At 30.4% G+C, this 26,059-nt stretch carries 24 protein-coding genes and 1 riboswitch; of the genes, 5 read left to right on the forward strand and 19 right to left on the reverse strand.

All coding sequences use genetic code 11. The annotated features are described in order from the left end of the window. Positions 1 to 5: 5 nt before the first annotated feature. The 3 genes from cas6 to CLFE_RS20745 form a co-directional block, all read right to left on the reverse strand. Positions 6 to 698, reverse strand: coding sequence for a CRISPR-associated endoribonuclease Cas6 (cas6, locus tag CLFE_RS20735; RefSeq protein WP_077893607.1), 693 nt, complete (start codon positions 696 to 698; stop codon positions 6 to 8). Between the two features lie 141 nt (positions 699 to 839). Continuing rightward, on the reverse strand, positions 840 to 1,973 hold the full coding sequence (locus CLFE_RS20740; protein WP_077893608.1) for a trans-sulfuration enzyme family protein: 1,134 nt from the start codon (positions 1,971 to 1,973) through the stop codon (positions 840 to 842). A gap of 13 nt (positions 1,974 to 1,986) precedes the next feature. Then, the gene (locus CLFE_RS20745) at positions 1,987 to 3,144 is read right to left on the reverse strand and encodes a trans-sulfuration enzyme family protein (protein WP_077893609.1); all 1,158 of its coding nucleotides are present in this window, start codon (positions 3,142 to 3,144) and stop codon (positions 1,987 to 1,989) included. Between the two features lie 75 nt (positions 3,145 to 3,219). Beyond that, positions 3,220 to 3,321: riboswitch (SAM riboswitch) on the reverse strand. A 270-nt stretch (positions 3,322 to 3,591) separates the two neighbouring features. Between CLFE_RS20745 and CLFE_RS20750 the strand changes: the two genes are divergently transcribed. Then, complete coding sequence (locus tag CLFE_RS20750) at positions 3,592 to 4,293, forward strand: hypothetical protein (RefSeq protein ID WP_242951630.1); 702 nt, start codon at positions 3,592 to 3,594, stop codon at positions 4,291 to 4,293. 98 nt (positions 4,294 to 4,391) lie between these two features. Here the strand turns inward: CLFE_RS20750 and CLFE_RS20755 are convergent, their stop codons facing one another. From CLFE_RS20755 to CLFE_RS20775, 5 genes are all read right to left on the reverse strand, one after another. Beyond that, entirely contained in the window at positions 4,392 to 4,670 is a 279-nt protein-coding gene (locus CLFE_RS20755) for a hypothetical protein (protein WP_077893610.1), read from the reverse strand. A gap of 105 nt (positions 4,671 to 4,775) precedes the next feature. Next, positions 4,776 to 6,131: a PTS sugar transporter subunit IIC gene (locus tag CLFE_RS20760; RefSeq protein WP_077833466.1), complete on the reverse strand. Its 1,356-nt coding sequence runs from the start codon at positions 6,129 to 6,131 to the stop codon at positions 4,776 to 4,778. 58 nt (positions 6,132 to 6,189) lie between these two features. Next, on the reverse strand, positions 6,190 to 7,599 hold the full coding sequence (locus CLFE_RS20765) for a glycoside hydrolase family 1 protein (RefSeq protein ID WP_077833467.1): 1,410 nt from the start codon (positions 7,597 to 7,599) through the stop codon (positions 6,190 to 6,192). 24 nt (positions 7,600 to 7,623) lie between these two features. Then, positions 7,624 to 7,932: a PTS sugar transporter subunit IIB gene (locus CLFE_RS20770; protein ID WP_077833468.1), complete on the reverse strand. Its 309-nt coding sequence runs from the start codon at positions 7,930 to 7,932 to the stop codon at positions 7,624 to 7,626. Positions 7,933 to 7,957: 25 nt separating this feature from the next. Further along, complete coding sequence (locus CLFE_RS20775) at positions 7,958 to 8,278, reverse strand: PTS lactose/cellobiose transporter subunit IIA (protein WP_077833469.1); 321 nt, start codon at positions 8,276 to 8,278, stop codon at positions 7,958 to 7,960. A 241-nt stretch (positions 8,279 to 8,519) separates the two neighbouring features. Between CLFE_RS20775 and CLFE_RS20780 the strand changes: the two genes are divergently transcribed. Next, positions 8,520 to 11,207 (forward strand): sigma-54-dependent transcriptional regulator, encoded by a 2,688-nt coding sequence (locus CLFE_RS20780; RefSeq protein ID WP_077893611.1) that lies wholly within the window; start codon positions 8,520 to 8,522, stop codon positions 11,205 to 11,207. 226 nt (positions 11,208 to 11,433) lie between these two features. Then, the gene (locus CLFE_RS20785; protein WP_077893612.1) at positions 11,434 to 12,258 is read left to right on the forward strand and encodes a methyl-accepting chemotaxis protein; all 825 of its coding nucleotides are present in this window, start codon (positions 11,434 to 11,436) and stop codon (positions 12,256 to 12,258) included. A gap of 38 nt (positions 12,259 to 12,296) precedes the next feature. Here the strand turns inward: CLFE_RS20785 and CLFE_RS20790 are convergent, their stop codons facing one another. From CLFE_RS20790 to CLFE_RS20820, 7 genes are all read right to left on the reverse strand, one after another. After that, on the reverse strand, positions 12,297 to 14,735 hold the full coding sequence (locus CLFE_RS20790) for a CoA-disulfide reductase (RefSeq protein WP_077893613.1): 2,439 nt from the start codon (positions 14,733 to 14,735) through the stop codon (positions 12,297 to 12,299). Positions 14,736 to 14,760: 25 nt separating this feature from the next. Continuing rightward, positions 14,761 to 15,039, reverse strand: a complete 279-nt coding sequence (locus CLFE_RS20795) for an ArsR/SmtB family transcription factor (RefSeq protein WP_077833473.1) — start codon at positions 15,037 to 15,039, stop codon at positions 14,761 to 14,763. Between the two features lie 121 nt (positions 15,040 to 15,160). Continuing rightward, positions 15,161 to 15,976 (reverse strand): ABC transporter substrate-binding protein, encoded by an 816-nt coding sequence (locus CLFE_RS20800; protein ID WP_077893614.1) that lies wholly within the window; start codon positions 15,974 to 15,976, stop codon positions 15,161 to 15,163. A gap of 224 nt (positions 15,977 to 16,200) precedes the next feature. Further along, complete coding sequence (locus tag CLFE_RS20805; RefSeq protein ID WP_077852596.1) at positions 16,201 to 16,851, reverse strand: GntR family transcriptional regulator; 651 nt, start codon at positions 16,849 to 16,851, stop codon at positions 16,201 to 16,203. 79 nt (positions 16,852 to 16,930) lie between these two features. Then, entirely contained in the window at positions 16,931 to 17,662 is a 732-nt protein-coding gene (locus tag CLFE_RS20810; RefSeq protein ID WP_077893615.1) for an amino acid ABC transporter ATP-binding protein, read from the reverse strand. Between the two features lie 12 nt (positions 17,663 to 17,674). Next, positions 17,675 to 18,322, reverse strand: coding sequence for an amino acid ABC transporter permease (locus tag CLFE_RS20815; protein WP_077852594.1), 648 nt, complete (start codon positions 18,320 to 18,322; stop codon positions 17,675 to 17,677). A gap of 30 nt (positions 18,323 to 18,352) precedes the next feature. Beyond that, complete coding sequence (locus CLFE_RS20820) at positions 18,353 to 19,204, reverse strand: dimethylarginine dimethylaminohydrolase family protein (protein WP_077893616.1); 852 nt, start codon at positions 19,202 to 19,204, stop codon at positions 18,353 to 18,355. Between the two features lie 610 nt (positions 19,205 to 19,814). Between CLFE_RS20820 and CLFE_RS20825 the strand changes: the two genes are divergently transcribed. Continuing rightward, on the forward strand, positions 19,815 to 20,969 hold the full coding sequence (locus tag CLFE_RS20825; protein WP_077833479.1) for an aminotransferase A: 1,155 nt from the start codon (positions 19,815 to 19,817) through the stop codon (positions 20,967 to 20,969). 36 nt (positions 20,970 to 21,005) lie between these two features. Here the strand turns inward: CLFE_RS20825 and CLFE_RS20830 are convergent, their stop codons facing one another. Together CLFE_RS20830 and CLFE_RS20835 are read right to left on the reverse strand one after the other, a co-directional pair. Then, entirely contained in the window at positions 21,006 to 22,292 is a 1,287-nt protein-coding gene (locus tag CLFE_RS20830) for an FtsX-like permease family protein (protein WP_077893617.1), read from the reverse strand. Further along, positions 22,282 to 23,046, reverse strand: a complete 765-nt coding sequence (locus CLFE_RS20835) for an ABC transporter ATP-binding protein (RefSeq protein ID WP_077833481.1) — start codon at positions 23,044 to 23,046, stop codon at positions 22,282 to 22,284. The genes CLFE_RS20830 and CLFE_RS20835 overlap by 11 nt, the downstream gene beginning before the upstream one ends. Positions 23,047 to 23,341: 295 nt before the next feature. On the opposite strand from CLFE_RS20835, the gene CLFE_RS20840 reads away from it, so the two are divergent. Then, positions 23,342 to 24,235: an alpha/beta fold hydrolase gene (locus CLFE_RS20840; RefSeq protein ID WP_077893618.1), complete on the forward strand. Its 894-nt coding sequence runs from the start codon at positions 23,342 to 23,344 to the stop codon at positions 24,233 to 24,235. Positions 24,236 to 24,300: 65 nt separating this feature from the next. On the opposite strand, the gene CLFE_RS20845 is transcribed toward CLFE_RS20840, so the two are convergent. Beyond that, entirely contained in the window at positions 24,301 to 25,305 is a 1,005-nt protein-coding gene (locus CLFE_RS20845; RefSeq protein ID WP_077893619.1) for a sensor histidine kinase, read from the reverse strand. An 11-nt stretch (positions 25,306 to 25,316) separates the two neighbouring features. Continuing rightward, positions 25,317 to 26,003, reverse strand: coding sequence for a response regulator transcription factor (locus CLFE_RS20850; RefSeq protein ID WP_077833485.1), 687 nt, complete (start codon positions 26,001 to 26,003; stop codon positions 25,317 to 25,319). Positions 26,004 to 26,059 lie beyond the last annotated feature (56 nt).

Raw genomic sequence — 26,059 nt, forward strand, 5'->3', positions numbered from 1 at the left:
CCTTTTTATCTCCCTCTACAAAAGCCAGCACCTACAACTGAATTTTTCTCTCCTAATCCAACTGCCATTGCTACAAATGCAGCTTTTTGAGCATTTTCATTGTCTTCAATTTCTAATGACACTTTATTTCCTAAGAGTTTTATTCCACCTTTGTAATTGAAGTACATAGGGAATCTATTTTTAAATTGAATCTTTTCTATAAATGTTCCGCTTAAATCTATATCATCGTTAAAAAGATTTTTGTATTTCTTTTCTAGGTTTGCCTCTATCCTAGTCATAAATATATTCAGCTTGTCACTTTGAAGCCAAGGTTCATCATTTACTGTGATTATTACAGGATTAATAGTATATAGTTCCTTTATTTTTTTCATTTGAACTTCATTAAAGGAAATTGATATAACTTCAAAGTCATAATTTATTAGATTAATCATGCAGTTTTGCAGCTTTTGCATAAGCCCTTGTTCAATGCCTCTTATTCTGAAAACATACAGCCTACCTTTTTTGTAAACTTTGTCTTTTTCCAGAGGATATAAATTGTCAAAGACATAATTTTTAAACTGGTTTTTAGGATGTATTTCCTTTAATTCTTCATCTAAAATCATAGACTTATCTATATTTCTACCAATAATATACCCACTGTCTGCATAAAATATATCTTTTTTCAGCATTACTGTTACTATTAGTTCAAAATATTTCATTATAAACTCCTTACTTGTAATTAAATGAATTTTATGTATATACTGCCGTTAACATTTTTATTATTTATTTTTTGTCATTTTGTATATAAAAATACCCATATCTTTTAAAAATATGGGTACTTTTAATATATTTCTTATTTATTATTCCAATGCTATCTTAAAATTTTCAATTAAATCCTCTAAATCTTCAAGTCCTACGGAGACTCTTATTAGGTTATCTCCTATTCCAAGCTTAATTCTTTCATTGTGTGGAATTTCTGCGTGGGACATTTTGGCTGGATATGAGATTATTGTTTCTACACCGCCAAGGCTTACTCCAACTGCAGCACATTTTATTTTTTTCATGAAGCTTTTAGCCTTTTCGGTGCTGCTGGCTTCAAAAGATAGTACAGCTCCTGCGCCTGAGGCTTGTGAAAAGTGTATTTCTCTTCCTATATGACTTGGCATTCCTGGATAATACACTCTATCTACAAATTTGTTTAGTAATAGCCATTTTGCTAGTTCTGTGGCGTTATTTTGCTGATAGTTAAGTCTAATCTTTAGGGTCTTTATTCCTCTTAATAATAGCCAGGAGTCCTGTGGGCTTAGTACTGCTCCAAATGCATTTTGAACGAAATATATTTTATCTGCTAGTTCTTTTGTTTTTGCAACAACTAATCCTGCTATTATATCACTGTGTCCATTTAAAAACTTTGTAGCGCTGTGAACTACTATGTCTACTCCAAGCTCTAGTGGTCGCTGAAGATATGGGGACATAAAGGTGTTGTCTGCAATTACTAAAAGGTTAAATTCTTTAGCAAGCTTTACGATTTCTCTTATGTCAGTTACCTTCATTAATGGGTTAGACGGTGTTTCTATATAAATAGCTTTTGTGTTGTCTTTTATTGAGTATCTTACTTCTTCTATGTTGGTTGTATCAACGAATTCACATTCTACTTCAAATTTCGAAAAAAATTCTGTTGTTATTCTATATGTTCCTCCATAAACATCCTTAGGTACAATTATGTGGTCATGAGCTGAAAAAATGCTTAATACAGAAGATATTGCAGCCATACCTGATGAAAATGCAAAGCCTTTATAGCCACCTTCTAATAGTGCTATAGTTTTTTCCAATGCTTCACGTGTTGGATTTCCTGATCTTGAATAGTCATAAACTATATTTCCATCTATGTTTTCTTGGTGAAAGGTAGAGGTTTGATATATAGGTGTTGTGATTGCTCCTGTTCTTTTATCTCCTTCAAATCCACTGTGTATAAGTTTAGTTCCGAATTTCATTTAAATTTCCCCCTTATTTTGTGCCGATAGCTCTTTTCAAATCTTTTATTAAATCCTGTGCGTTTTCAATTCCTACTGAAAGTCTTAAAAGTTTATCTGTTACTCCTAAGCGCTGTCTTATATCGTCTGGTATATCTGCATGGGTTTGTGTGTATGGATAGGTTATTAAACTCTCTACCCCTCCAAGGCTTTCAGCAAATATTATGACTTTTACTCTTTCAAGAATTTTTTCTACAGTTTCCTTACTGTCTACATAAAATGAGATCATACCTCCAAAACCAGATGCTTCATTTTTTAAAATGTCATGACCTTCATGCTCTTCTAGACCTGGATACAAAACCTTGATCACCTTTTCCTGCTTTTTTAAAAAATCTGCTATTTTGATGGCGTTTTCCTGCTGCCTATCAAGTCTTATATGAAGAGTTTTTATTCCTCTTAAAATTAGCCAACTGTCAAAGGGTGCTAGCACTGCTCCAATGGAATTTTGTATAAACCTCAATTTTTCAGTTAACTTCTCATCATTTAAAATAACAAAACCAGCTAGGGCATCATTATGTCCACAAAGATATTTAGTTCCACTATGAATAACTATGTCTGCTCCTAAGTTAAGAGGTTTTTGATAGTATGGTGTCATAAATGTATTGTCTACTATTAGTAGTGCATTGTGTTTTTTAGAAAGTTTGCTAACCTCTTTAATATCCGTAATTTTCATAAGTGGATTTGTTGGCGTTTCTAAATATATAGCTTTTGTGTTGTTTTTTATTTCTTTTTCTATGTTTGAAATATTCGTTGTATCTGTATATGTGACTTCAATACCATAATTTTTATAAATTTCTTCAAATATTCTATAGGTTCCACCGTACAAATCATCTGATACAATTATGTGATCTCCACTTGCAAATATAGTGAGTATACCTGATATTGCAGCCATTCCAGAAGAATATGCAAGACACGCTTTTCCGTTTTCAAGGTCTGCAACAGTTTTTTCAACTTCATCTCTAGTTGGATTTGCTGTTCTTGAGTAGTCATATCCTGTGCTTTTATTTAAGCCCTCATGTCTAAAGGTTGAGCTTTGGTATATTGGATAACTTATAGACCCAGTTCTAATCTCAAAACCACTTCTACCGTGAACAGCTTTTGTTTCAAATTTTGTACACTCTATATCTTCCATAATTTTTTTCCTCCCATTTTATAAAAAATAAAACTGCTCCTTATCCATAAAAAATAAGAAGCAGTTTTAAAAACATTCTCATCTCTCAGGATAAACCTGTAGGAATTAGCACATTTCCAAATACATGGATGTTGCCGGACTTCATAGGGCCTATCCCTCCGTCACTCTTGATAAGAAACAATTTATTTAGTTTTCGTATTTGTTTAGTATGATTATTATATACCTTATTTATAAGAATGTCTAGTATTTTTGTATTGTATAATTCTATAATTTAAAAATTGCTGTCTCAAAGGTCTTCCTTTGGCATTTTTTTTATGTATTTCCTCTTGACTCCTATATTTCTGCAAATTATAATATGTTTTATACATAAAATTTAATGTTGTTTATAATCTTTTTAAATAATGTTGGTGAAAATATGTATTTTTTTACAGTAGTTACAAAGGATGTGTGGTTACATTGAAGAAAAAGAAAAAGATATTAATCGCAGCTGCAACCTTGTTAGTTTTATTAACTACAGGATGTTCAAGTAAAAAACAAACTTCTGACAACACTTCAACCGTAAAAGCCGCTACCAAAGCCAAGCAAAAATGGGTTCTTAGCGATACTACCGCTGACCTAAAATCAAAATATAGTATATCCCAAACAGAATTTGTATCTAATGGTCAGGATATTATAAATATATTAAAAGATTTGTGCGATAAAGAAGGAATTACTTATACAACCAATTACAAGTATTCTAAGGGTCATTGGTTATCTTTCGATACTGGAAACATCAAATTAAAAAGTGAAAAGGGACATTCTTATACTATTTCATATACAGGAGATATTATAACTGCCTCCAACACTTCAAATGCTTTTAACAATGTTGAAATTGACGTCTCACAAAAAGATACGGGTAAACCCTTTGATGCTGACTCTTGCAAATTTCTAAAAAAAATCATAGTAAAATTAACTGATAATAACGATTATAATTTTAAAAGCTTTAATGATGCTGTTAAACAGGTGGATAAGGATTGTACTAAGAAAGTTTTATCAGACAGGTTAAAAACCAATTCAAAATCCTTTGAAACTGTACGAATTGTTAAATATAGCGAAAATAAAGATACTTTAGAATATAAATTTGTTACAGGAAAAATGAATTTAAAATAATTTAATAAGACACATTCTAACAAAATATTAGAACGTGTCTTTATATAAAAAACCTTAGATAGTATTGTATGGCCTATTTAAAAAACGCTTTTAAGTTTTTATGCTATCATTCTTTTTACAAATTCATTAACATCTTCAATTTTTAAAAGCTCTTTCTTTTGGAATGCTCTATCTGCTACTCCATTTGACATTTTTAATTTTATATTTAATGGTTGAGGTCCACCGTTTTTCTTTAAATCTTCATAAAATTGAGTATATCTTTCTTGTTCTGTTCCTTCATAAGTGCAATCATTGTAGTTAAAGTAATCTGTTGAAAAAGAATATTCAATTTTAAAATCCTCTGGACTCCCTGTTATTTTTATCTTAAATAATTTCATTTCTAATCCTCCTAATATACTATATTTACTATGTATAACTTGAATTTAATTGTAGGATTAGCCCAAAGAAAGCTTGAGCTAATCCACCAATTAATAATTAATTTTTTACTCTTCTGCCTCTCCAGATATTTCTTCCTGGAAGTATTCTTTGTCAAGTGCCTTAAAGAATGGGAAGTAAACTATAGCTGCTATTGCTATTATTACAAGCTGAAGAACTGCTCCTCGCCAACCTGCTACTATAAGTCCTGATAGTATAGGTGGTGTAGTCCATATCGCTTGAACAGCTGTAAAGCAAGGTACCAAACCAGTATATATTGCAAAGTAAGTTAATATTCCTGAAACAAGAGGGCAAACTAAAAATGGTATAAACATAAGTGGATTCAAAACTATTGGAAGACCGAAAAGAACTGGCTCGTTTATATTAAAACAACCTGGAACTAATGCAAGTCTACCTAACTGTTTAAGACGTTGTGATCTAGCAAATAAGAAACATGCTGCAACAAGTCCTAATGTTATTCCTGAACCTCCTAATGTTATAAAGTTATCTTGGAACTGCTGACATACTATGTGAGCATTTTTTCCAGCTCCTGAAGCTACTAATGCATGACCAGCTTTAAAAACATCCTGGTTTGCTAAAGTGTTTGCTTGGTATATTGATCCCATAACACCACCTATAAGAGTAGCACCATGAACACCAAAGAACCAGAAGAAAGATATAACAAATGGTATTGCTATTGCTCCACCTAATGAGTCCGTTATTCCTTGTAGTGGAATTTGTAATACTTTATAAATCCATTCAAGTGCAGTTTGACCTGTAACAACATTAAAGAATATGAATATACACATTGCACCTGTTATAATAACAGCACCTGGAATTAGTGCTGAGAAAGCATTTGCAACACCTGATGGTACACTTTCTGGAAGCTTAATTCTTATGTCACGTTTTAAGAACCATGAATAAATAAATCCTGTAAGTACTCCAATAATTATGGCAGCAATCATTCCTTTACCGCCAGTCCAGCCCTTAGGTATAACTGCTGAAACTTTATCTGCATGTTTCATTACAACTCCGCCAACTTTATCACCTATGTTAATTGGTGAATAACTTGGCATAACTATTAGAAATGCTACCGCACCCAAAAGTCCTGATGTTACAGGATCTTGGCCTTCATTTTTAGCATATTGAGCAGCTATTCCTATTACTGCTGCAATTGCCATAATATCGAAGGTTGAACCTGAAACTTGACTTAATGGCACTGCCCAGTTTGGCCCAAATATTCCTGTCATCCAGCCTCCCCATGACTTAATTGGGAAATTAGCTATCAACAAAAATATTGATCCAACTAGAGTAAGTGGCATCGTGATTATAACACCGTCTTTTATGGCAGTTATAATTTTTGAATTAGCAAATTTCATTATCGGTGGCAAAATCTTCTCTTGAATGGTATCTACTTTACTCATTATTATAATTCCTCCTCGTATTTTTATATGATATATAGATATTATTAAGTCCTATAAATTATATATTTTCACCTCTCTCTTCTATTACTTTTTTATACCAATAAAATGATAATTTCTTTTTTCTATCTAAGTTATGCTTCTGATCTATATATATAAAACCATACTGCTTTTTATATCCATTAAGCCAACTTAGAAGGTCAATTGCTGACCAAGCATAATATCCCTTAAGATTTATTCCCCTACTTATAGCTTCTTTTATTGCTTTTAAGTGTGCTTCTATAAACTTTATTCTAGGCATATCAAGGATCTCGTCCTCTATTATTGGGTCCTGATCTCCTAAACCGTTTTCAGTAATATAGATTTTTATATCACCATAATCTTTCTTTAATGCCTCAAGTCCAATGATTAGCGATTCAGGTGATATTTCCCATCCCCATTTAGTGTAAACTTTATCGTCCATCTTTACTGTCTTATAGAAGCCATCAAAAGATGCATTTCCAGGTGCCCCTGTTGAGTTTTCTCTTGTTCTTTCTACTTTTTCCCCTGTGTCATAATTTTTTATTACTCTTTGAGGTTGATAATAGTTAAGTCCTATAAAATCATTTAGTGGTGCTGCTTCTTTTAATATATTTAATTCTTCATCTGTCCAATCTGGTAAAAATCCATTTTTCTCTATATTTTTAATTACATACTCCGGATATTTACCCTTTAATATTGGATCGTAATACCATGTAATTTCATATTGATTTGCATGGTAAGCAGCTTTTTTGTTTTCTTCTTTGTCATCAACACTGAAGGCTGGTGAGAAAACATGAGTAATACCAATTTCCCCATATTGGTTTAATTTCTTATATTCAATGACAGATTTTGCATGAGCTGTAAACACATTATGTGTTGCCTGAAAATATTTTTTCACATCTCCTGATATACCAGGTGGATGAGCTCCTGTTAAGTATCCATTACTACAAAATACTATAGTTTCATTGAAGGTAATCCAATGCTTTACCCTATCTCCAAATGCCTCAAAACAAGCTTTTGCATATTTTACGAAAGCATCTACAGTTCTTTTATTAGTCCATCCTCCTACTTTCTCTAGTACCTCTGGCATATCCCAATGGTATAGGGTTACAAAAGGCACAATTCCATACTTTAAACATTCATCTATAAGATTATTATAAAATTCGATACCCTTTTCGTTTACTTCTCCATCTCCATCTGGTATTATCCTTGGCCATGAAACAGAAAACCTGTATGAATCAAGTCCCATCTCTGCCATTAATTTTATATCTTCTTTATATCTATGGTAATGATCTACTGCAACATCTCCATTTGTACCTTCAAAAGTCTTACCAGGTATCTTAGTGAATACATCCCAGTTAGATACTCCCTTTCCATCTTCATTCCAGGCACCTTCTACCTGATATGATGCAGAGGCGGCACCTAGAAAGAAATCTCTTGGAAACTTCATTTTCTACCTCCTAAAATTCGTTTTTTATTTTTCTAAAACTTTTAATACATGACTTAAAACCTTTTCGCCATTAAGCATTCCATAATCTGCTGAGTTTATTACTTCAACTGGAACTCCCTTTGGTTCAAATATGCCCTTTGCTTTTGGTAAAAGAAACTTAACTTGAGGTCCAAGAAGCGCTATATCTGCCTTATCTGCATAATCAGCCATTTGAGCTTGTGGATAAGCCTCTATAAATGCCTCTATATTTTTTGCTGCTGCCGCCTTCTTCATTTTTGTAACCAACATGCTAGTTGACATTCCTGCACTACAAAATAATAAAATTCTAACCATAATTACTCCTCCTAACGTTTACTTTCTATTTATTTGACAAAGCATTTATGGACTTTGTCATTTCAATCATTTCAGTTATAAGATTTTTTTCAGAAATTGTTGTCATTAATTGATCTTGCGCATGTACGAATAGTATTGAAACCTTTAATGCCTCACCCTCCGCTTCTTTTTGAAGCATTGAAGTCTGTATATTATGAGCTTCGCCTATGGCATTGTTTGCCTTACCTATTAATTCATCTATCTCATCATATTTTCCTTCTCTTGCTTTACCAAGTGCTTCATACATGTAACTTCTTGCATCACCGGAATAAATTATTATATTCATTATTATTTGCTCTATATCCATTCCTACCCCTCCAGACAAATACTTTTTTTCTCACTTATTCTTTATAGCAAATACCGTGCCAAACACTTTTTATTATCTATAACCCTTTATTTTAAAGCACTGTTTTTTAGTGTTTGAACCTTATATCTAGTGTTTATATGTAAACATTTTAGTGTTCAAACACTTTTTTGCTGCATGTAGTAATATGTAAATTTTTATTGTATAATCAATATTAAGTAATTTTATATGGGGGTTTTCCAACATGAACAGAAGAGAACAAATATACAATAAATTGTATGATATGCCGGAGAACACTAAAGTAACTGCACTGGAACTTTCCGAAATGCTCCATATGAGTAGAGCAAATGTAAGTCATGAGTTAAACAACTTATGTAAGGAAGGAAAAATATTCAAAACTTCAGGTAGACCTGTTCTTTTTTTTATATCAAACACTATAAACACTAAAATCAAAGAAAATAAATTAGATAAATTCGTAAAAAACAATTTAAGTTTAAAACAAGCCGTTGAACAATTAAAAGCAGCAATTCTTTATCCTCCGAAAGGAATGAATTGTTTGATTCTTGGAAACACTGGAGTAGGAAAATCAATGTTTGCTTCTTTAATGCACGAATATGCGGTTGAAATGGAGGTTAAGGAAAAAACTTCTCCTTTTATAACTTTCAACTGTGCAGATTATAGCAACAATCCTCAACTTTTAACCTCTCAGCTTTTTGGAATAAAAAAAGGAGCCTACACTGGAGCGGACAGTGATAGGGTTGGATTAATCGAAAAAGCAAATGGGGGAATACTTTTTTTAGATGAGGTTCACAGACTACCTCCCGAGGGACAAGAAGCGCTTTTTACTTTTTTGGATAAGGGAACCTTCAGAAGAATGGGGGATGATGAGGTAAGGCACTCCAATGTTTTAATAATATCTGCTACTACTGAAAACCCTAACTCTTCACTTTTAAAAACTTTCACTAGAAGAATTCCAATGCTCATAACAATACCTTCTCTTAATGAAAGAACCTTAGAGGAGAGACTATATCTTATAAAAAGTTTCTTCAAAAATGAAAGTAAAAAGCTTAATCGTGATATATCTGTTTCGCTTAATACTATGAGAGCATTTCTTTCTTACGATTGTCCAAACAATATTGGACAACTTAAAAGCGATGTTCAATTAGTGTGTGCTAGGGCTTACTCCGAATTTTTAACTGGTTCCATAAGAGATGTTAGAATAACTAGCCGTCTTATTCCTATTTATGTAAAGGAAGGACTTTATAAAGAAAAAGAGCATAGAATTCTTTGGAATAAACTTATGGGTGACGAAATAGAATACTTTAAATTTTCAAGTAAAGAGGTACGTGATTTAAATGAAGATTCAAAACGTGCAAGTAAAAGTGATATTTATGAATATATAGAACAAAAACTTGAAGCTTTAAAGGATAAAAGACTATCTAATATTGATATAGAAAATATTCTAGAAAAGGATATAACAAAATATTTCAATAAATATATAAGTGGAATTTCTGAAGAGTTAAATAAAAAAAATCTTATTACTATTTTAGGTGAAGATACACTAAATTTTGTAGATAAAATTATTTATCAAATTGTAACTGATCTTAGAAAAAATATTAATAATAATGTATACACTGCGCTTGCTCTTCACATAAACACTCTTATGACAAGAATAAACAGTAATAAAACTATAATTAACCCTGAACTTAAGAAAATCAAGAGTCTATATCCTGTGGAGTATGAAATTGCTTTAAAGGCAAAAAAACAAATTGAAAATTATATTAACCTTCCTATTCCTGATGATGAAGCAGGCTATATTGCTTTATTTATTGTAAATAATGAAGATAAATCTCCATCTAAAGTAATAGACACCGTAAAAATAATCATAATTGCACACGGAAAATCAACCGCTACTTCTATGGCTGAAGTTGCAAACACTTTACTTGAAGAGAATTTTGTAATAGGTATAAACTGCCCTTTAGATATGAAGCCATCTGTTGTACTAAGTGAACTTAAAAAAACTGTAAAAGCAAATTTGTCTACAAGCGGATATATTCTTCTAGTAGATATGGGCTCACTTACAACCTTTGGAGAAGTTATAAAAAAAGAATTTAGTATACCTGTGAAGGTTTTTCCTCTCGTATCAACGCTTCATGTAATAGAAGCTGCTAGAAAATCTATGCTTGGACTTTCAATTGATGAGATTTTTGACAGCATACTTACGATAAACTCTTATCAGCATATAACTCAACATTCAAGTGAGCTTACTGAAAAGCCTACACGAAAAAAAATAGCTATAGTAACAGCTTGCCTTACAGGAGAAGGCGGTTCTCTCGCAATAAAAAGTTTTCTTAATAGTAATCTAAAATATGATAAAGATTTATTTGAGATAATCTGCTTAAATTGTCTTGATAAAAATCACTTTAAAAAAGATCTTTTATCTATTATTGAACAAAAGGAAATTTTATTTTTAGTTTCTTCCTTCTCTGTGGATTTAAATATAAAACAATATAATATGCATGATGTTTTGAGTATGAATGTGCTAGATGAAATCCAGGAGTTAGTTGATAATAAAGCTGTAATACTAAAACTTTCATTAATTCTGAAGGAAAATATCGACAACTTTGATGGAAAACAATTATACGATGATATACAGAGCTTTATAAGAAGAATAGAATTAAAACTAAAAATAAAAATTTCTGATGAAGTTTTCATAGGTGTAGTACTGCATATTGCTTTTGCCATAAGTAGATTACAAAAAGGAAGCCACTCTGCTGAATATCCTGACAAAGACAAATTCATAAAAAATAATCTTGAAGTTTACTCTGTGATAAAAGAGAATTTTGTCTACTTATATAATAAGTATTTAGTGAATTTCTCTGATAGTGAACTATGCTACATCACAAACTTCTTTATAGATGAACATATATAAGACCTACATTATATTCCTATCTAAAAGATTCTAAAGTCTTTTAGGTAGGAATATTTTAGTTTATATACATCATTAAATATACTCACATTTTATTATTCATAAAACTAACCTTATATGGCTATAATTAATTATAAAGTAAATTTAATTTGTAATTGCATTTATTTTACATTAGTATTAAACTTATAATAGAAAATTTATATATCTTATGAAAAGAGGGTGAGATTTTATGGAAAATTCAAACGAAACTATTATGAATTTACTTAAGTTTATAGCATCTAATTTACCTAATATTTTTGACAACAATGCAGCTGCATATATAACTGACAAAGAAAAATATATAACTGCAGTAAGTATTCCTAATTTACATCTAAATATAAAAGAGGGTCAGCCAATAAGCGATAACCTTAAACAAATTATAGCTTCTGGAAATCCCTACTCTAACTTAATAGATGCAAGTTTATATGGCGAAGCTTTTAACGCTTATGTATTGCCTATAAAAAATGACAGCAATGAAGTAATTGGTTGCTTTATGATTGCTAAAAACACCAATATTAAAAGTTCTCTTTTAGATTTATCTAGCAATTTATCAGAATCAATATCAAATATATCAGCTGCCGTAGAAGAATCTACTGCCAATATTCAAACTTTAAGTGAAAATAATAAAAACATCTTAGTAAATGTACATAAGGCAATAGAAAATACTAAGAATACTAGCAGTGTCCTTAAATTTGTACAAAGTGTTGCAAAAGAAACCAATCTACTGGGTATAAATGCAGCTATTGAGGCTGCTAGAGCTGGTGAAGCCGGAAAAGGATTTAGCGTTGTAGCTCAGCATATTAGAAAATTATCAAACTCAACTAGCGATTCTATAAAAGAAATAAATAGCGTATTAAAAAATATAGATGAATCCGTTAATGAAATAGCTGCCAAAATTAAAGATTCCAATGAATCCTTTGATACTCAAGCAGCTGCATTAGAAGAAATCTCAGCCTCTGTTCAAGAGGTAAATAATAATGCTCGAACATTTGAGGATGTAGCAAGATCACTTTAAAAAACACACATCGAATTGCCTTCGATGTGCGTTTTTCTTTATATAAATAAATTTACATTTGAATCTTCTGCTTCTCCAAGATAATAGCCAACTCCACCAATCTTAACTCCATCTATTAATTCATCCTTTTTTATTCCCATTATATCCATGGACATTTGACAAGCTACTATCTCTATACCACTATCTATAGCTGCTTTTATAAGTTCTTCAAGTGATGAAACATTCTTATCCTTCATAACCTTCCTAATCATTTTACTTCCCATACCCATCATATTCATCTTTGATAGTTTAAGTTTTTTACTACCACGAGGAAGCATAAATCCAAACATTTTATCAAGAGTACTTTTTTTTACATTAACCTTCTCAGGTTTTCTTAAAATACTTAGTCCCCAAAAGGTAAAAAACATAGTAACCTTTTTTCCCATACTTGCAGCACCATTTGCTATAATAAATGATGCTATGGCCTTATCTAAATCCCCACTAAATACTACCATAGTTTTATTATCCTTTGAACTTTCATTTTTGCTTGAAGTTATAGACTCACCACTGCCCTTTTTAATAAAAGCAATTATATTTCCTACTTCCCTATTAAGCTCTAAAAGTTCATTATTTGTTCTTTTGCACCAAGCTTTTATATCCTCAAAAAAACCTGGATCAGAAGCTGTTACTTTAAGAATTTTTCCTACATTTAGTTCATCAATAGTAGCCTTTACCTGCATAAGTGGTCCTGGACAACATAAACCACATGCATCTAACTCTCTATCATAATTTTTTTTTACATCAACAGCAGTTTCTTTTAATGCCGTATTGTCTGTATCAGCTCTTCTACTATGAGGTTTAAAACTTAGACTGGATAAGGATTTATATCCACCTGTTACATTCTTAACTTTAAATCCTTTTTGTTTTAATATTCTTTGAGCTATATAGCCTCTTAAGCCAACTTGACAATACACAATTATATCTTTATTTTTATCTATTTCATTTATTCTTTCACGTATATCATCAACTGGAATATTAACAGCGCCCTCCACATGACCATTCTCATATTCAATTTCAGTTCTAACATCTACAACAAGGCTATCTTTTAAGTCTTCTTTTAAAAACTCATCTGGTGATATAACCTCTACTTTTTCTGTAAGTACATTCTCAGCTAAAAATCCTAGCATATTAACAGGATCTTTAGCTGACGAGAACGGTGGAGCATATGAAAGTTCAAGTTCTGCAAGATCGTATATAGTTCCTTTAAGTCTCATAACTGAAGCAATAACGTCAATTCTCTTATCTACTCCATCATATCCAACTGCTTGTGCTCCTAAAATTTTTCCTTCATCATTAAATATTAATTTCATAGATATAGTGTGTGAACCTGGATAATAAGTTGCATGTGAGGCTGGATGCACAAATACAACCTTATACGGTATATTTAATGCCCTAAGCGTTCTTTCATTATTTCCTGTACTTGCTGCTGTAAAATCAAATATTTTAATTACAGCTGTTCCTTGAGATCCTTTGTAGGTAGATTTTATGTTACAAATATTATCTGCTGCTATTCTTCCTTGCTTATTTGCAGGACCAGCTAGTGCTATTGCTGTTTTATTTTCATTTACAAAATCAACTACCTCTATTGCATCACCTACAGCAAAAATCCCCTTTATGTTAGTTTCCATGTTCTTATTAACAATTATATGGCCTTTTTTACCTAGTTCAATATTTGTATCTTTTAAAAATGAAGTTTCAGGCACAACCCCTATGGAGAGAATAACAAGTTCAGCAGCTATATTTTTTCCGCTCTGAAGAGCTACTTGAACTTTTTCTCCCTTGTCATGAAAAGCCTTAACTCCATCATTAAGTACTAATTCAATACCATTATCATAAAGTTCTTTTTCTGCTATAACTGACATATCCGAATCAAAAGGAGCCAATATATGTGGCGCAGCTTCAACTAATGTAACCTTTATTCCTCTTTCTTTTAAGTTTTCAGCCATCTCAACTCCCACATAGCCTCCACCTATTACCACTGCACTTTTTATGTTCCCACTATCAACTACTTTTTTTATATTATCTGTATCAGGTATGTTCCTAAGCGTCATGATTTTACTATTGTTTATTCCTTCTATATTGGGCTTTAAAGCTTTTGCACCTGGCGATAATACAAGATAATCGTAGCTTTCTTCATAGCTTCCCTTTTTTTCACTGTTTACTGTTACCTTTTTATTTTCTATATCAATTGAAACCACTTCACTATTAATTCTTACATCTATATTAAATCTCTTCCCCATACTTAAAGGTGTTTGTACTAAAAGTTTATCTCTTTCCTTTATTGTTTCACCTATATAATAAGGAAGACCACAATTGGCAAAGGATATATATTCTCCTTTTTCAAACATTATTATTTCTGCATCCTCATCAAGTCTTCTAAGTCTTGCAGCTGCAGATGCTCCTCCAGCTACTCCTCCAACTATAACTACTTTTTTCATACTCTCTCCTCCTATACAAAATTTTTTATTTAAAAAGAACTTTAATTAATTCAATGGCTTTTTTATTTGATACCTTATAATATATTTCAGAACCATTTCTTCTTCCTTCTATAATTCCTGACAATCTAAGCTTCTGTAAATGTTGTGACATAGTTGATTGAGGACAACTCATACATTCTGTCATATAGCTAACATTGCACTCACCCTTTTCTAATAGTCCTCTAACTATACAAAGCCTTGCCGGATGTGCAAGTACTTTTAAAAGCTCTGCTGCTTCATTGTAATCATAAATGTTATTATTCATTTTATTTACTCCTATTTACATATCGTTATATTTATATATTAGGATATTCTAATATATATGTCAATATAAATTTCAAAAAATAAAAAATCTGATTCCTCACTAAGAAATCAGATTTTTTTATCTATTTATTTTGAGATCTATAAATATCGTATCCAAACCACTTATTAGATAATTTAGACATTGTTCCATCCTTTTTAAGTTCATTAAATGCCTTTTGATATGCATCTTTAAGTGTTTTATCACTCTTTCTAAATGCTGCTCCAATTGGCTGTTTTCCTATATATTCTTTTACCTTTTTGAATTTACCAGGATTTTTAGAAGTGTAATAATCTCCTACCATTGGATCTGCAACTACCGCTTCTGTTCTATCATTCTGTAAATCTAAAAACGCATCTGTTGTTTGTTGATATTTTTTTGTTTCTTTTAATCCGTTGAAATTTTTAAGCGCTTCTTCCGCTGTAGTACCAGCTTGACAGCCTACTACTTTTCCTTTTAAATCGTTTGGAGCTTTTATTGATGTATTGGAATTTTTTACAAATACAGCATCTCCTCCATAAATATATGGATCTGAAAACAATAAAGTACTCTTTCTCTCATTAGTTACACTTACACAAGATTGAACCATATCGAATTTTTTTGCTTTAAGTGCAACAAATATTCCATCAAAGGAGTTAGTAACTATTTGAACCTTCACTCCCATTTTCTTTCCTATTGCATTTACCATATCTATGTCAAAACCAGCTTCTTTATTATTGCTATCCCTGAATTCCATTGGAGGATAGTCATCAGAAAGCCCTACCTTAAGAACTCCTGCCTTTTTAACATTGCTGAGAGACTGATCTTCACTTTTTCCTGTACTAGAACATCCCCCTAAAACACCTAATCCGATTGCAGCTGTAAGTACTACTGCCATTATTTTTTTTACAGATTTATTCATTAAATAAACACCTCTTTGAATTTTTATTCACGTCGTTATATATCATATACGTAATTATTTTCTTTCAATATAGTTGTATTATACAAAAAGTTCATAAAATATTCAAGTATTTTTATGCAAAATGCACGAATATTTATTCGTATTCGTGCTGAATTTTTCTATGTTATTTTAATATTTAAACTTTTTATCTTCATCTTTCCCTTTACAAGATATTTTATTCTGAATTATCTAAGCATTCTACTTGATACATTTGATATATGAAGCTTCATACTAGCTTCTGCTTTCTCATACTGTTTTTCCTTCAATTGAGAAATTATAATTTCATGTTCCTCAATGGCAATTTCTTTATATTTATTCAAGCTTCCAGATAAAATCAAATATCTTTGGACAATTGTATTTATATCCTTTATCATACCGTAAAGCCACTTATTTTTTGTAAATTCTCCTATACATACATGAAATTCATACTCCATTTTTATAAGATCTTCATAATTATTTTCCTTAGCCGCTTTCTTTTGGGTGTAAAGTATATCTTCTAGCTTTTTAATTTCATCTTGCTTCATATTATTTTCTAATTCCTTCACAGCTAATGGCTCTAGTACTTCTCTAACTACGGTTATTTCTTCTACATCCTTTTGTCCTATGTTTGATACAATTACATTCCTAGATGAATTTATTTCAACCAAATGGTCATATGCTAATTTCCTTAGGGCGGTTCTAAGTGGTGTCCTACTTATGGCAAGTTGTTCTGCTAGCTTTTCTTCTATTAATATTTCTCCTGGTTTAAAAACGTTTGTCATAATAGCATCTTTAATTATCTCATAAGCTTTATCTGTTAGCGAAATTTTTGTTCCTATCTCTGGTAACTTACTCATACTATTCCCCTCTGCTTTAAAATCGTATTTTTATGCAATAATACTTATAATCTCTATGCTATCATAATAAATTTAAAATTTAAAGAATTTTGTTTAAAAATGTCTGAGTCCTCTCCTCCTTAGGATTACTAAATATATCCTCAGGTTTTCCCTCTTCTACAATCTTTCCTCCATCCATAAATATAACCCTATCTGCCACTTCTCTTGCAAAACCCATCTCATGTGTTACAACCAACATTGTCATTCCGTCCTTTGCAAGTTCCTTCATTACACTTAAAACCTCTCCTACAAGCTCTGGATCTAGGGCTGAAGTTGGCTCATCAAAAAGCATTATATCTGGCTGCATGCAAAGTGCTCTAGCTATCGCTACTCTTTGCTTTTGTCCTCCCGAAAGCTTTGATGGATAAACATCACATTTATCTATAAGTCCTACTTTATCTATAAGCTTTTCAGCTCTCTTTTTTACTTCCTTTTTATTTTCTTTTTTCACTGTTATTGGTGCCTCCATAACATTCTGAAGCACTGTCATATGTGGAAAAAGATTAAAGCCTTGAAAAACCATGCCCATTTTTTCAATTATACCTTTGTAGGTTTTCTTATTTTTTGTATTTAGTTTTTCCCCCTCTATTACAACACTTCCTCCATCTGGAACCTCAAGATGATTTATGCATCTTAGAAAAGTACTCTTACCTGAACCTGATGGCCCTATTATAACTAGTACTTCTCCCTTTTCTACTTTTATACTTAAATCTTCAAATACTGTAAGCTTTCCAAACACCTTTGTTAAGCCACTAGCTTCTATCATTGACATTGGAATCGCCTCCTAATATATTGATAATTTTCTCTCAACTCGTGAGAATAAAAATGTAAATACTGTTGTAAGTATAAGATAAAATACCCCTGTCATAACATATGGTGTAACTGCATCACCAGAAGCTGAAACCAAAAGTTGTGCTTTTCTTAAAAGTTCTTCCATTGTTATTACTGAAACCAATGATGTATCCTTTATGAGGGCTATAAATTCATTTCCCATAGGCGGTATTATTACCCTTACAGCTTGAGGCAGTATAATTTTTCTCATTGTTTGACCATATGTGAAGCCAAGTGCCTTTGCTGCTTCGAATTGCCCTTTATCAATTGCAATTATTCCTCCTCTTATTATTTCAGCTATATAAGCTCCCGAATTCAAACTAAGTCCAAGTATCGCAGCTTGAGTTGCTGTTATATCAATATTAAGTGCAGGGAGTCCATAATAAAAAACATATAATTGTAATAAGAGCGGTGTTCCCCTAAATATCCAAGTGTAAAAGCCTCCTATAGCATTTAAAATTTTGTTTGATGAAACCTTAAGTATTGCTACTAAAAGTGCTATTAAACATCCAAATATTATTGCCATAAACGTAAGCTGTATTGTTACTATTGTACCCTGTAGCAGTACTGGTATTACTTTATTAAGTGTACCTAAATCCATATATCACCATTCCTTTACTTGAATTTTTTATTAAACCCTTACTATAGGAAATGTCATGCAGTGTATTCCTCCACCACCCTTTAAAAGTTCTTTTAGGTGTATATTTAGAACTTTTAAACCATATGCTTTAAGCCTTTCATTTACTTCTTTATTGTTGTAAAAAGATAGTACTCTGTTATTTCCCAAAGCTTCGATATTACAATGATGTTTAGCTATTCCTTCTTTAGGCACATCTATCAACTCAAACTTTTTATCTTTTAATATTCCTAAAAACTCATCTGATAGAACTTCTGTACATGCTACTGCTAGCCTTTCAGCCACAATATTAAAACACATATCTAAATGTAAATTTCCTCTTCTAGCTTTTGCCTCTATAACCTCGTAGCCAAACTTTCCTATTTGGTTCTTAATATCACAAATACCTTCTTTATTAGTCCTATCAACAGCTCCTATTGCTATTGTTTTATCATCTAAAAACCAGAAATCTCCTCCTTCAAACACTCCCTTTTTACACTTAGCTGCACAGGGGATTCCAAGTTCTTTAAGTTTAGCTTCATACTCAAGTGTTTCTTCTTTTCTTATACTTTCCTTAAAATTGCCTAATATATATCCCTCTTTTATAGTTGCTCCAAAATCCCTTGAAAATACCTGATTTTTTAATTTAGGATTTCCCTCCATTAGAACAACCTCTATTCCATTTTCCCTATATGCACTTGCTAATTCTTCATGTTCTTTTATACATTCTTCTGTATTTATCTCATACTCTTTTTCATACCATGCTTTTGATATTTCATCTATTGGTTCAATTTCAATATAATCCGGTTTACAAAGTAATACTTTTTTTAAAACTCCAGTAGAATTTGAAACAAATTTTTTTTCCATAATCAACACTCCCAATAATACTGTATTTGTATTTGTATACAATTGTGATTAATATTTATGCGTTCATTAATCAACATTTCTCTATTCTTATTTATTAATCATTCTTTATTATTAGCACACATTTTTTATTATTTTAATAATAATATATTGATAATTTTGATGATATGTTATCATTTTTTCTTTAGTTTTACAATACATTTTTCTAATTTATTTTATATTTTTTATTATTTTGTCCATAATTATTTATTTTACAATACTTTTTAATACATAAATGTATTTTTATTGAATAAAATTATTATATTTTATTTCTATTTCAGCAACATTGTTAAGCATTTATCAATTAACGTTTAATTTAAATATCTAATATTTAATGCAAATTCATTATGTATAAATATGTATACATTTTATTGATATTTTAATAAAAATATACGCACATATCTATTAATATATTATTTTTTCATGATTATATTTAGACATTTTTCTTGACTTCATTAATATATAAATGTAAAATTATTGTATACGAATTTGTATACAATAAAATCCATTTCTTATTCATTTAATTTTTTATATATAACAGCACATTTAAATAAATTTAAGGAGAGTTATACAAATGAGTTGTACTATTAATCCATTAGTAAAAAAAATAGAATTATCACCTATTCGTGAATTATCAGATGCCGCATTAAAATACTGTGATGCAGTTAATTTAACAGTTGGACAACCTGATTTTACTACGCCTGAACATATAAAGTTATATGCAAAAAAGGCTATTGATAATAATCATACCTCTTACACTAGTAATTCAGGTATTTTTAACCTTAGAGAAGCTGCTAGTAATTTTATAAATAAAAAATATAATCTTAGCTACAATGCTGATAAAGAAATTATAGTTACAAACGGTGCAACTGAAGCAATTGACATATCTCTTAGAACTATACTCGAAAAAAATGATGAAGTTCTTCTTCCTGCTCCAATTTACGTTGGGTACGAGCCTGTAATAACTTTCTGCGGTGCCAAACCAGTATACATGGATACCTCATCTAATAACTTTGTTTTAAATGCTGAAATAATAAAAAGACATTTAACTGAAAAAACTAAATGCTTAATCTTATGTTACCCTTGTAATCCTACCGGAAGTATAATGGATAAAAATGCTCTTGCTGAAATAGCCAAATTGTTAAAGGACAAAGATATATTTATAATATCTGATGAAATTTACAGTGAACTTACCTTTAATAATACTCATTATTCTATTGCAAACTTCAAGGACATGAGAGATAAAGTTATTTTATTAAATGGAGTGTCAAAGTCGCATTCTATGACAGGTTGGAGAATAGGCTTTATATTTGCTCCTGAATATCTTACTTCTCAAATATTTAAACTTCATCAATATGGCACTACTTGCTCTTGCTCCATAAGCCAATATGCTGCCTTAGAAGCACTTACAAACGGCTTTAATGATTCAGAATATATGAAAAAAGAATACATAAAAAGGCGAGATTTTATATACGAAGAGTTAATTTCTATGGGGCTTACAGTAGTAAAACCAGAAGGTGCCTTTTATATTTTTCCATCTATAAAAAAATTCAATGTATCTTCTTTAGATTTTTCAATTAAACTTCTAGAAAAAGAACATCTGGCAGTAGTACCTGGGAGTGCTTTTTCTCCTTTAGGTGAAGGCTATATAAGAATTTCCTACGCTGCATCTATGAATGAATTAAAAAGGGGTATGGAAAAATTAAGACACTTCATAAATTCACTTTAAATAGAAAACAAGCTGTTTATTATTACAGCTTGTTTTCTATTTAAAAATTTCTTCCTCATATTTTTTGTTTGCTATAAAATAACCTAGCATAAGAAATATAAAATATACTAAATAAATAAGCACTGTTTTGAATGAAAAAACAAATTCTAAATTTGAAATCACAATATATATAATGCTCATAAATAAACTCAATACAAAAGGTTTAAAAAAAGTTATTAAAAGCTTAAACTTAATGAACTTTTGGAACTCACCTTGGGTTATTCCTATTATAAATAGTTTATGATACAGCCTCTTTATTGCCCGAACATTTGAAGAAGTTTTATAAAAAATAATAATAGAAAAAATAATAAAACATAAAATCAAGGTAAATACATAAATAAAAGTTGTAAAATCTATTTTAAAAACATCAAGCATTCTTTTATACTTTATACTATAAACATAATTAATACGCACATAAGATATAATCATAAAACTAAAAAACGCCAATAAAAATGTAATTTTTTTATCCATATCCAATATAGTTCTAACACTTTTTATTTGAAGATATCTATTCTTTTTATTTTTCTTAATCATTTCACGTACAATAAAAGCAATTGGACTCGAAGCCGCATAAGCTATAATCATACTTACAAAAACATTAGTCACATAAAATTCTGTGCTTTTAATAAAGCTTTTGCACATATATTTATAGACTATACAAGCTACCATTATAAATGCAAATACTTTTATTTTGTTATTTTCATTTTTTATAAATATAGGTTTATTTCTGTATTTCAATATATCCTTTGCATCAAAAACTTTTGAAAGCCTATAGCTTTTTTCAACCATGGTTACAAGCATCCATAAGAAAAGTAGTATTACACTAAGATAATTTCTATAAGTTATTTCAAATGGAATATTTTTAAGTCCACATAATTTAAGTATTGAAAGAAAAAACAGCTTAGAAAAAATAATTCCAAAAAACGTTCCCACTATTAAAGCTGTAGTAAATAAAACAAAACTTTCTATTTTAACTAAAAGCCTTAATTCTGATTTAGTTACTCCTATTAAGATAAATGTTTTAAACTCCTCAGTTCTCCACTTTATATAATTGCTATAGGAATACACAATAAATAAGCATACACTCACAATTATACATAAAATTGAAAGCTTTACTACATGATTTATAAAACTACCTTCATTGTTTTGAGGTATATGAGTATTTAAAGTTACCGTGGAGTATATAAAGGTTATCATTACAGCAAAACTTGACGATAAAACAAAACCTACATAACTAAAAAAATTAATTCTTAAGTTCTTCTCTAAAATTTTTTTATACTTCATTTATTTCACCACCAATTACAGCAAGGCAGTCTAATATTCTATTAAAAAAATCTCTTTTACTCTCTTTTCTATAAATTTCAGTATAAATTCTACCATCCTTTATAAAAATAACTTTTTTGCAGAAGCTTGCGGCATATGAATCGTGAGTAACCATAACTATAGTGGTGTTTTTATTTTCATTTATCATCTGCATATACTTCATAAATTTAGTGGCTGCTTTTGAGTCTAAATTTCCCGTTGGCTCATCTGCCATTACTATTTTAGGGTTTGTAATAAGAGCTCTACAGGCCGCTGTTCTCTGCTGCTGACCTCCAGAAACATTATAAGGATACTTATTTCTCTCATCCCATATATTAAAAAATTTAAACAGTTCCCGAACTCTATCTTCTATATTTTGGCTCTTGTCATCCTTTATAAAAAGAGGGAGTATAGCATTTTCCTCTAAAGTTAAATCATCTAACAAATTAAAATCCTGAGATATTATGCCAAGATTTTCTCTCCTGAAAATAGCCATTTCATCCCTTGTAAATTTTGTTATATCCTTTTCCATTATTTTAATTTTTCCACGGGTAGCTTCATCTATTCCACTCAATATATTTAAAAGAGTTGTTTTTCCACTGCCTGAAGGTCCCATTATAGCAGTAAACTCACCCTCTTCAATATCTAAACTTATACCATTTAGAGCATTATTTGAATTAACCTCAAACCTTCCCCCGTAAACCTTGGTTACATTTTCTGCTTGAAGAAGATACAAAGTTTTCACACTCCTCACATAAAAATAATATTAACTTTATATATAAAATTATACAGAAGTTATTTAAGAGAAAAAAGGTTATTGTCTTAAAGTTCTCTTACACTTTTGTAATATAAGGTATAAACAATAAATTTCAAATATACTCTTATGTTATATTCTTCAAAAAACATACGAGTATATTATTGTGATAAAATTATAATAATAAAAGTCCTAAAGCTACTTTTTTCAGATAAATTGAATCATTCAGTTACTGATGGTTTCATGATTAATACGGTATATTAAAGGAGGATATGTTATGGCACATGTAAATGCAAATGGCATACAAATTGAATATGAAATTTTCGGAAAGAAGACAAATCCCACAATAGTACTTATTGCCGGGAATGGTGCTCAGCTAAATTTTTGGGAACCAGATTTTTGTGAAATGCTTGCAAAGAATAATTTACAAGTTATACGCTTTGATAACCGCGATGCAGGATTGTCTACAAAATTCAATGCAGCTGGCATTCCTGATATGGAAAAAATATATCAGGCAGCAAAAGAGGGAAAGCCAATTAATACAGCATATACATTGGAAGATATGGCTGATGATGTAGCTGGTTTGCTAGATGCGCTGGGAATAGCAAAGGCTCACATCTGTGGCGCTTCTATGGGAGGCACGATTGCTCAAGTTTTTGCCTATAGACATCCTTCACGTATATGTAGTTTAATTTCTATTATGTCATCTACAGGCAATCCAAATAATCCTCGAATATCACCAGAAACTTTAGCGATTGTTACAGCAACACCTCCAAATGAAAGAAATGCATATATTGATTATACTTTACGCATGTGGAAAAATATTTGGAGTAAGGGGTTTCCTTTTGAAGAAGAACGTGCAAGACGATATTGTGAAGAAAGCTATGATCGTTCTTATTATCCACAAGGAGCTGTACGCCAAAATGCAGCATTGGTTGCTAATGGAGATAGAAGAAAGAACCTTTCATTATTAACAATCCCAACTCTCGTAATTCACGGAACTGCAGATACATTGTTTCCTGTTGAAGCAGGAAAAGATACAGCACGCACAATACCTAATGCTAAATTACTTTTAATTGACGGAATGGGACATGATATGCCTAAAGGAACCTGGAGATGCATAGTTGAAGCTATTGTTAGTCAAGTAAATGAAACGTCTCATCTATGTTAATGTGGAAAATACAACTATATTTATAAGACAATTTTCACATAAATAATCTTTATTTAAAAAATTATTTATTCTCTCATTGTATATGTAATTTTAACCAAAGTTCCTTTTCCTACTTGAGACTCTACAGCTATTTCATGCCCTAAATTATCTGCTACTTTTTTGCATATGTATAGTCCTATACCTGTAGAGTTATCAACTTTTCTTCCATTTTCGCCTGTAAAAAACGGTTCAAATATTCTTTTAAGATCATACTTAGGTATTCCTATGCCCTCATCTCTTATATTTAAATATATTTTGTTATTATTATTTAATATATCAAAATATACATAACTCTTTTCATTTTTCTTAGAATATTTTATTGCATTTGATACTATTTGATCTATTATAAAAAAGCTCCATTTTTTATCCGTAAGAACTAATGCTTTTTCTCCCTTAAACTCAATTTTAGGAAATACCTTTCCATATATGAATTGATTTTTCCTTGAATTGATTACTTCCTTTATAAGTTCTGTTAAATTAACTACTTCAGGTTCATAATCCCTTGAAAACTCGTCTAATCTAAGTATGTTGAGCACTTGATCCATTCCATTTTTTATTTTATAATTTTCTTCTTCAATACTCTTTATAATATCCTCTTTGATATTTTCTTTTTCTCTCTGTACTATTAAATTTATTACTGAAACTGGAGTTTTCATGTTATGAACCCATTGGGAAATAAAATACTTCATATCAGAATTTTTGTAATCCATATCACTTATTTTTGACGAGTAATTTTTATGTATTTTTAATATAGCTTCTTGTGCCATTTTCTGTTCTTCAGTTACGGCCTCAAGATTATAGTACTCTCTTTCTATTCCTCTTTTTAAGTTCACGTTAAATCTATAGTATTTAAACCACTCAACTACTATAAATATGACATATATTGAGAACATCATCATTATAGGGTAAACTATATCTGTTATATTCTTAGAAACATAAAAATATAAAAGTATTATTCCTGAACTCAAAAAAAAACTTATACTATAAAAAAGTTTTTCCTTTAAAAAATTCTTAAAAATTTCTCTATACATAACAAACCCCTTTAATCTTGAAATTCTAAATAATATCCTATTCCTCTTTTGTTTTTAACTGCATTTTTAACTCCAACCTCACTTAATTTATTTTTTATTCTTGTTACATTTACAGTTAGAGTATTGTCATCTACAAAGGAGGATTCATCCCATAATTCTTCTAATAATTCTTCTCTTGTTACAACTTTATTTATGCTTTTTAAGAGCTTACTTATAAGCTTAAGTTCATTTTTAGTAAGTTCAACATTTTTATCCTTATAGCTCATTTTAAAAGTATTTTTATCTATAGTTATACCTTCAACTGTAAACGCATCAGCACTGTCTTCAGAATACTCTCCATAGGTTCTTCTAATAGCTGCCTGCACTTTTGCTAATAGTAGTTCAAAGCTAAAAGGTTTTGTTATATAATCATCTGCACCCATTTCAAGTCCTCTTATCTGTTCAATTTCGCTGCTTCTAGCTGACATAAATATTATTGGTGCCTTTGATTTTCTTCTAAAAATTCTACATAAATTAAAACCATCATAATATGGCAAATTCACATCAAGTAACACAATATCTGGATTTATATTTTCAAATTCATCTTCTACATTTTTAAAATTAATTATTTCAAAAACCTCATAGTTATATCTTTTAAGATATTCTCTAGTATATTCACAGAGTTTTTTATCATCCTCTATAACCAAAATTTTATACATAGCTTCCTCCAACTTTAATTGACCATCTAAACTTTTTCATTATATCTATTTAATTT

The sequence above is a fragment of the Clostridium felsineum DSM 794 genome (assembly GCF_002006355.2).
In the GTDB taxonomy this organism is placed as follows: domain Bacteria; phylum Bacillota; class Clostridia; order Clostridiales; family Clostridiaceae; genus Clostridium_S; species Clostridium_S felsineum.

Bases quoted from the DNA above. Each gene is read 5' to 3' on its own strand.
- CLFE_RS20820 (WP_077893616.1), bottom strand. From the start codon at position 19,204: ATGGAAAAAAAATTTGTTTCAAATTCTACTGGAGTTTTAAAAAAAGTA.
- CLFE_RS20740 (WP_077893608.1), bottom strand. From the start codon at position 1,973: ATGAAATTCGGAACTAAACTTATACACAGTGGATTTGAAGGAGATAAA.
- CLFE_RS20825 (WP_077833479.1), top strand. From the start codon at position 19,815: ATGAGTTGTACTATTAATCCATTAGTAAAAAAAATAGAATTATCACCT.
- CLFE_RS20775 (WP_077833469.1), bottom strand. From the start codon at position 8,278: ATGGATATAGAGCAAATAATAATGAATATAATAATTTATTCCGGTGAT.
- CLFE_RS20830 (WP_077893617.1), bottom strand. From the start codon at position 22,292: ATGAAGTATAAAAAAATTTTAGAGAAGAACTTAAGAATTAATTTTTTT.
- CLFE_RS20805 (WP_077852596.1), bottom strand. From the start codon at position 16,851: ATGAGTAAGTTACCAGAGATAGGAACAAAAATTTCGCTAACAGATAAA.
- CLFE_RS20845 (WP_077893619.1), bottom strand. From the start codon at position 25,305: ATGTATAGAGAAATTTTTAAGAATTTTTTAAAGGAAAAACTTTTTTAT.
- CLFE_RS20810 (WP_077893615.1), bottom strand. From the start codon at position 17,662: ATGTCAATGATAGAAGCTAGTGGCTTAACAAAGGTGTTTGGAAAGCTT.
- CLFE_RS20790 (WP_077893613.1), bottom strand. From the start codon at position 14,735: ATGAAAAAAGTAGTTATAGTTGGAGGAGTAGCTGGAGGAGCATCTGCA.
- CLFE_RS20795 (WP_077833473.1), bottom strand. From the start codon at position 15,039: ATGAATAATAACATTTATGATTACAATGAAGCAGCAGAGCTTTTAAAA.
- CLFE_RS20755 (WP_077893610.1), bottom strand. From the start codon at position 4,670: ATGAAATTATTTAAGATAAAAATAACAGGGAGTCCAGAGGATTTTAAA.
- CLFE_RS20800 (WP_077893614.1), bottom strand. From the start codon at position 15,976: ATGAATAAATCTGTAAAAAAAATAATGGCAGTAGTACTTACAGCTGCA.
- CLFE_RS20785 (WP_077893612.1), top strand. From the start codon at position 11,434: ATGGAAAATTCAAACGAAACTATTATGAATTTACTTAAGTTTATAGCA.
- CLFE_RS20780 (WP_077893611.1), top strand. From the start codon at position 8,520: ATGAACAGAAGAGAACAAATATACAATAAATTGTATGATATGCCGGAG.
- CLFE_RS20815 (WP_077852594.1), bottom strand. From the start codon at position 18,322: ATGGATTTAGGTACACTTAATAAAGTAATACCAGTACTGCTACAGGGT.
- CLFE_RS20765 (WP_077833467.1), bottom strand. From the start codon at position 7,599: ATGAAGTTTCCAAGAGATTTCTTTCTAGGTGCCGCCTCTGCATCATAT.
- CLFE_RS20840 (WP_077893618.1), top strand. From the start codon at position 23,342: ATGGCACATGTAAATGCAAATGGCATACAAATTGAATATGAAATTTTC.
- CLFE_RS20760 (WP_077833466.1), bottom strand. From the start codon at position 6,131: ATGAGTAAAGTAGATACCATTCAAGAGAAGATTTTGCCACCGATAATG.
- CLFE_RS20850 (WP_077833485.1), bottom strand. From the start codon at position 26,003: ATGTATAAAATTTTGGTTATAGAGGATGATAAAAAACTCTGTGAATAT.
- CLFE_RS20770 (WP_077833468.1), bottom strand. From the start codon at position 7,932: ATGGTTAGAATTTTATTATTTTGTAGTGCAGGAATGTCAACTAGCATG.
- cas6 (WP_077893607.1), bottom strand. From the start codon at position 698: ATGAAATATTTTGAACTAATAGTAACAGTAATGCTGAAAAAAGATATA.
- CLFE_RS20745 (WP_077893609.1), bottom strand. From the start codon at position 3,144: ATGGAAGATATAGAGTGTACAAAATTTGAAACAAAAGCTGTTCACGGT.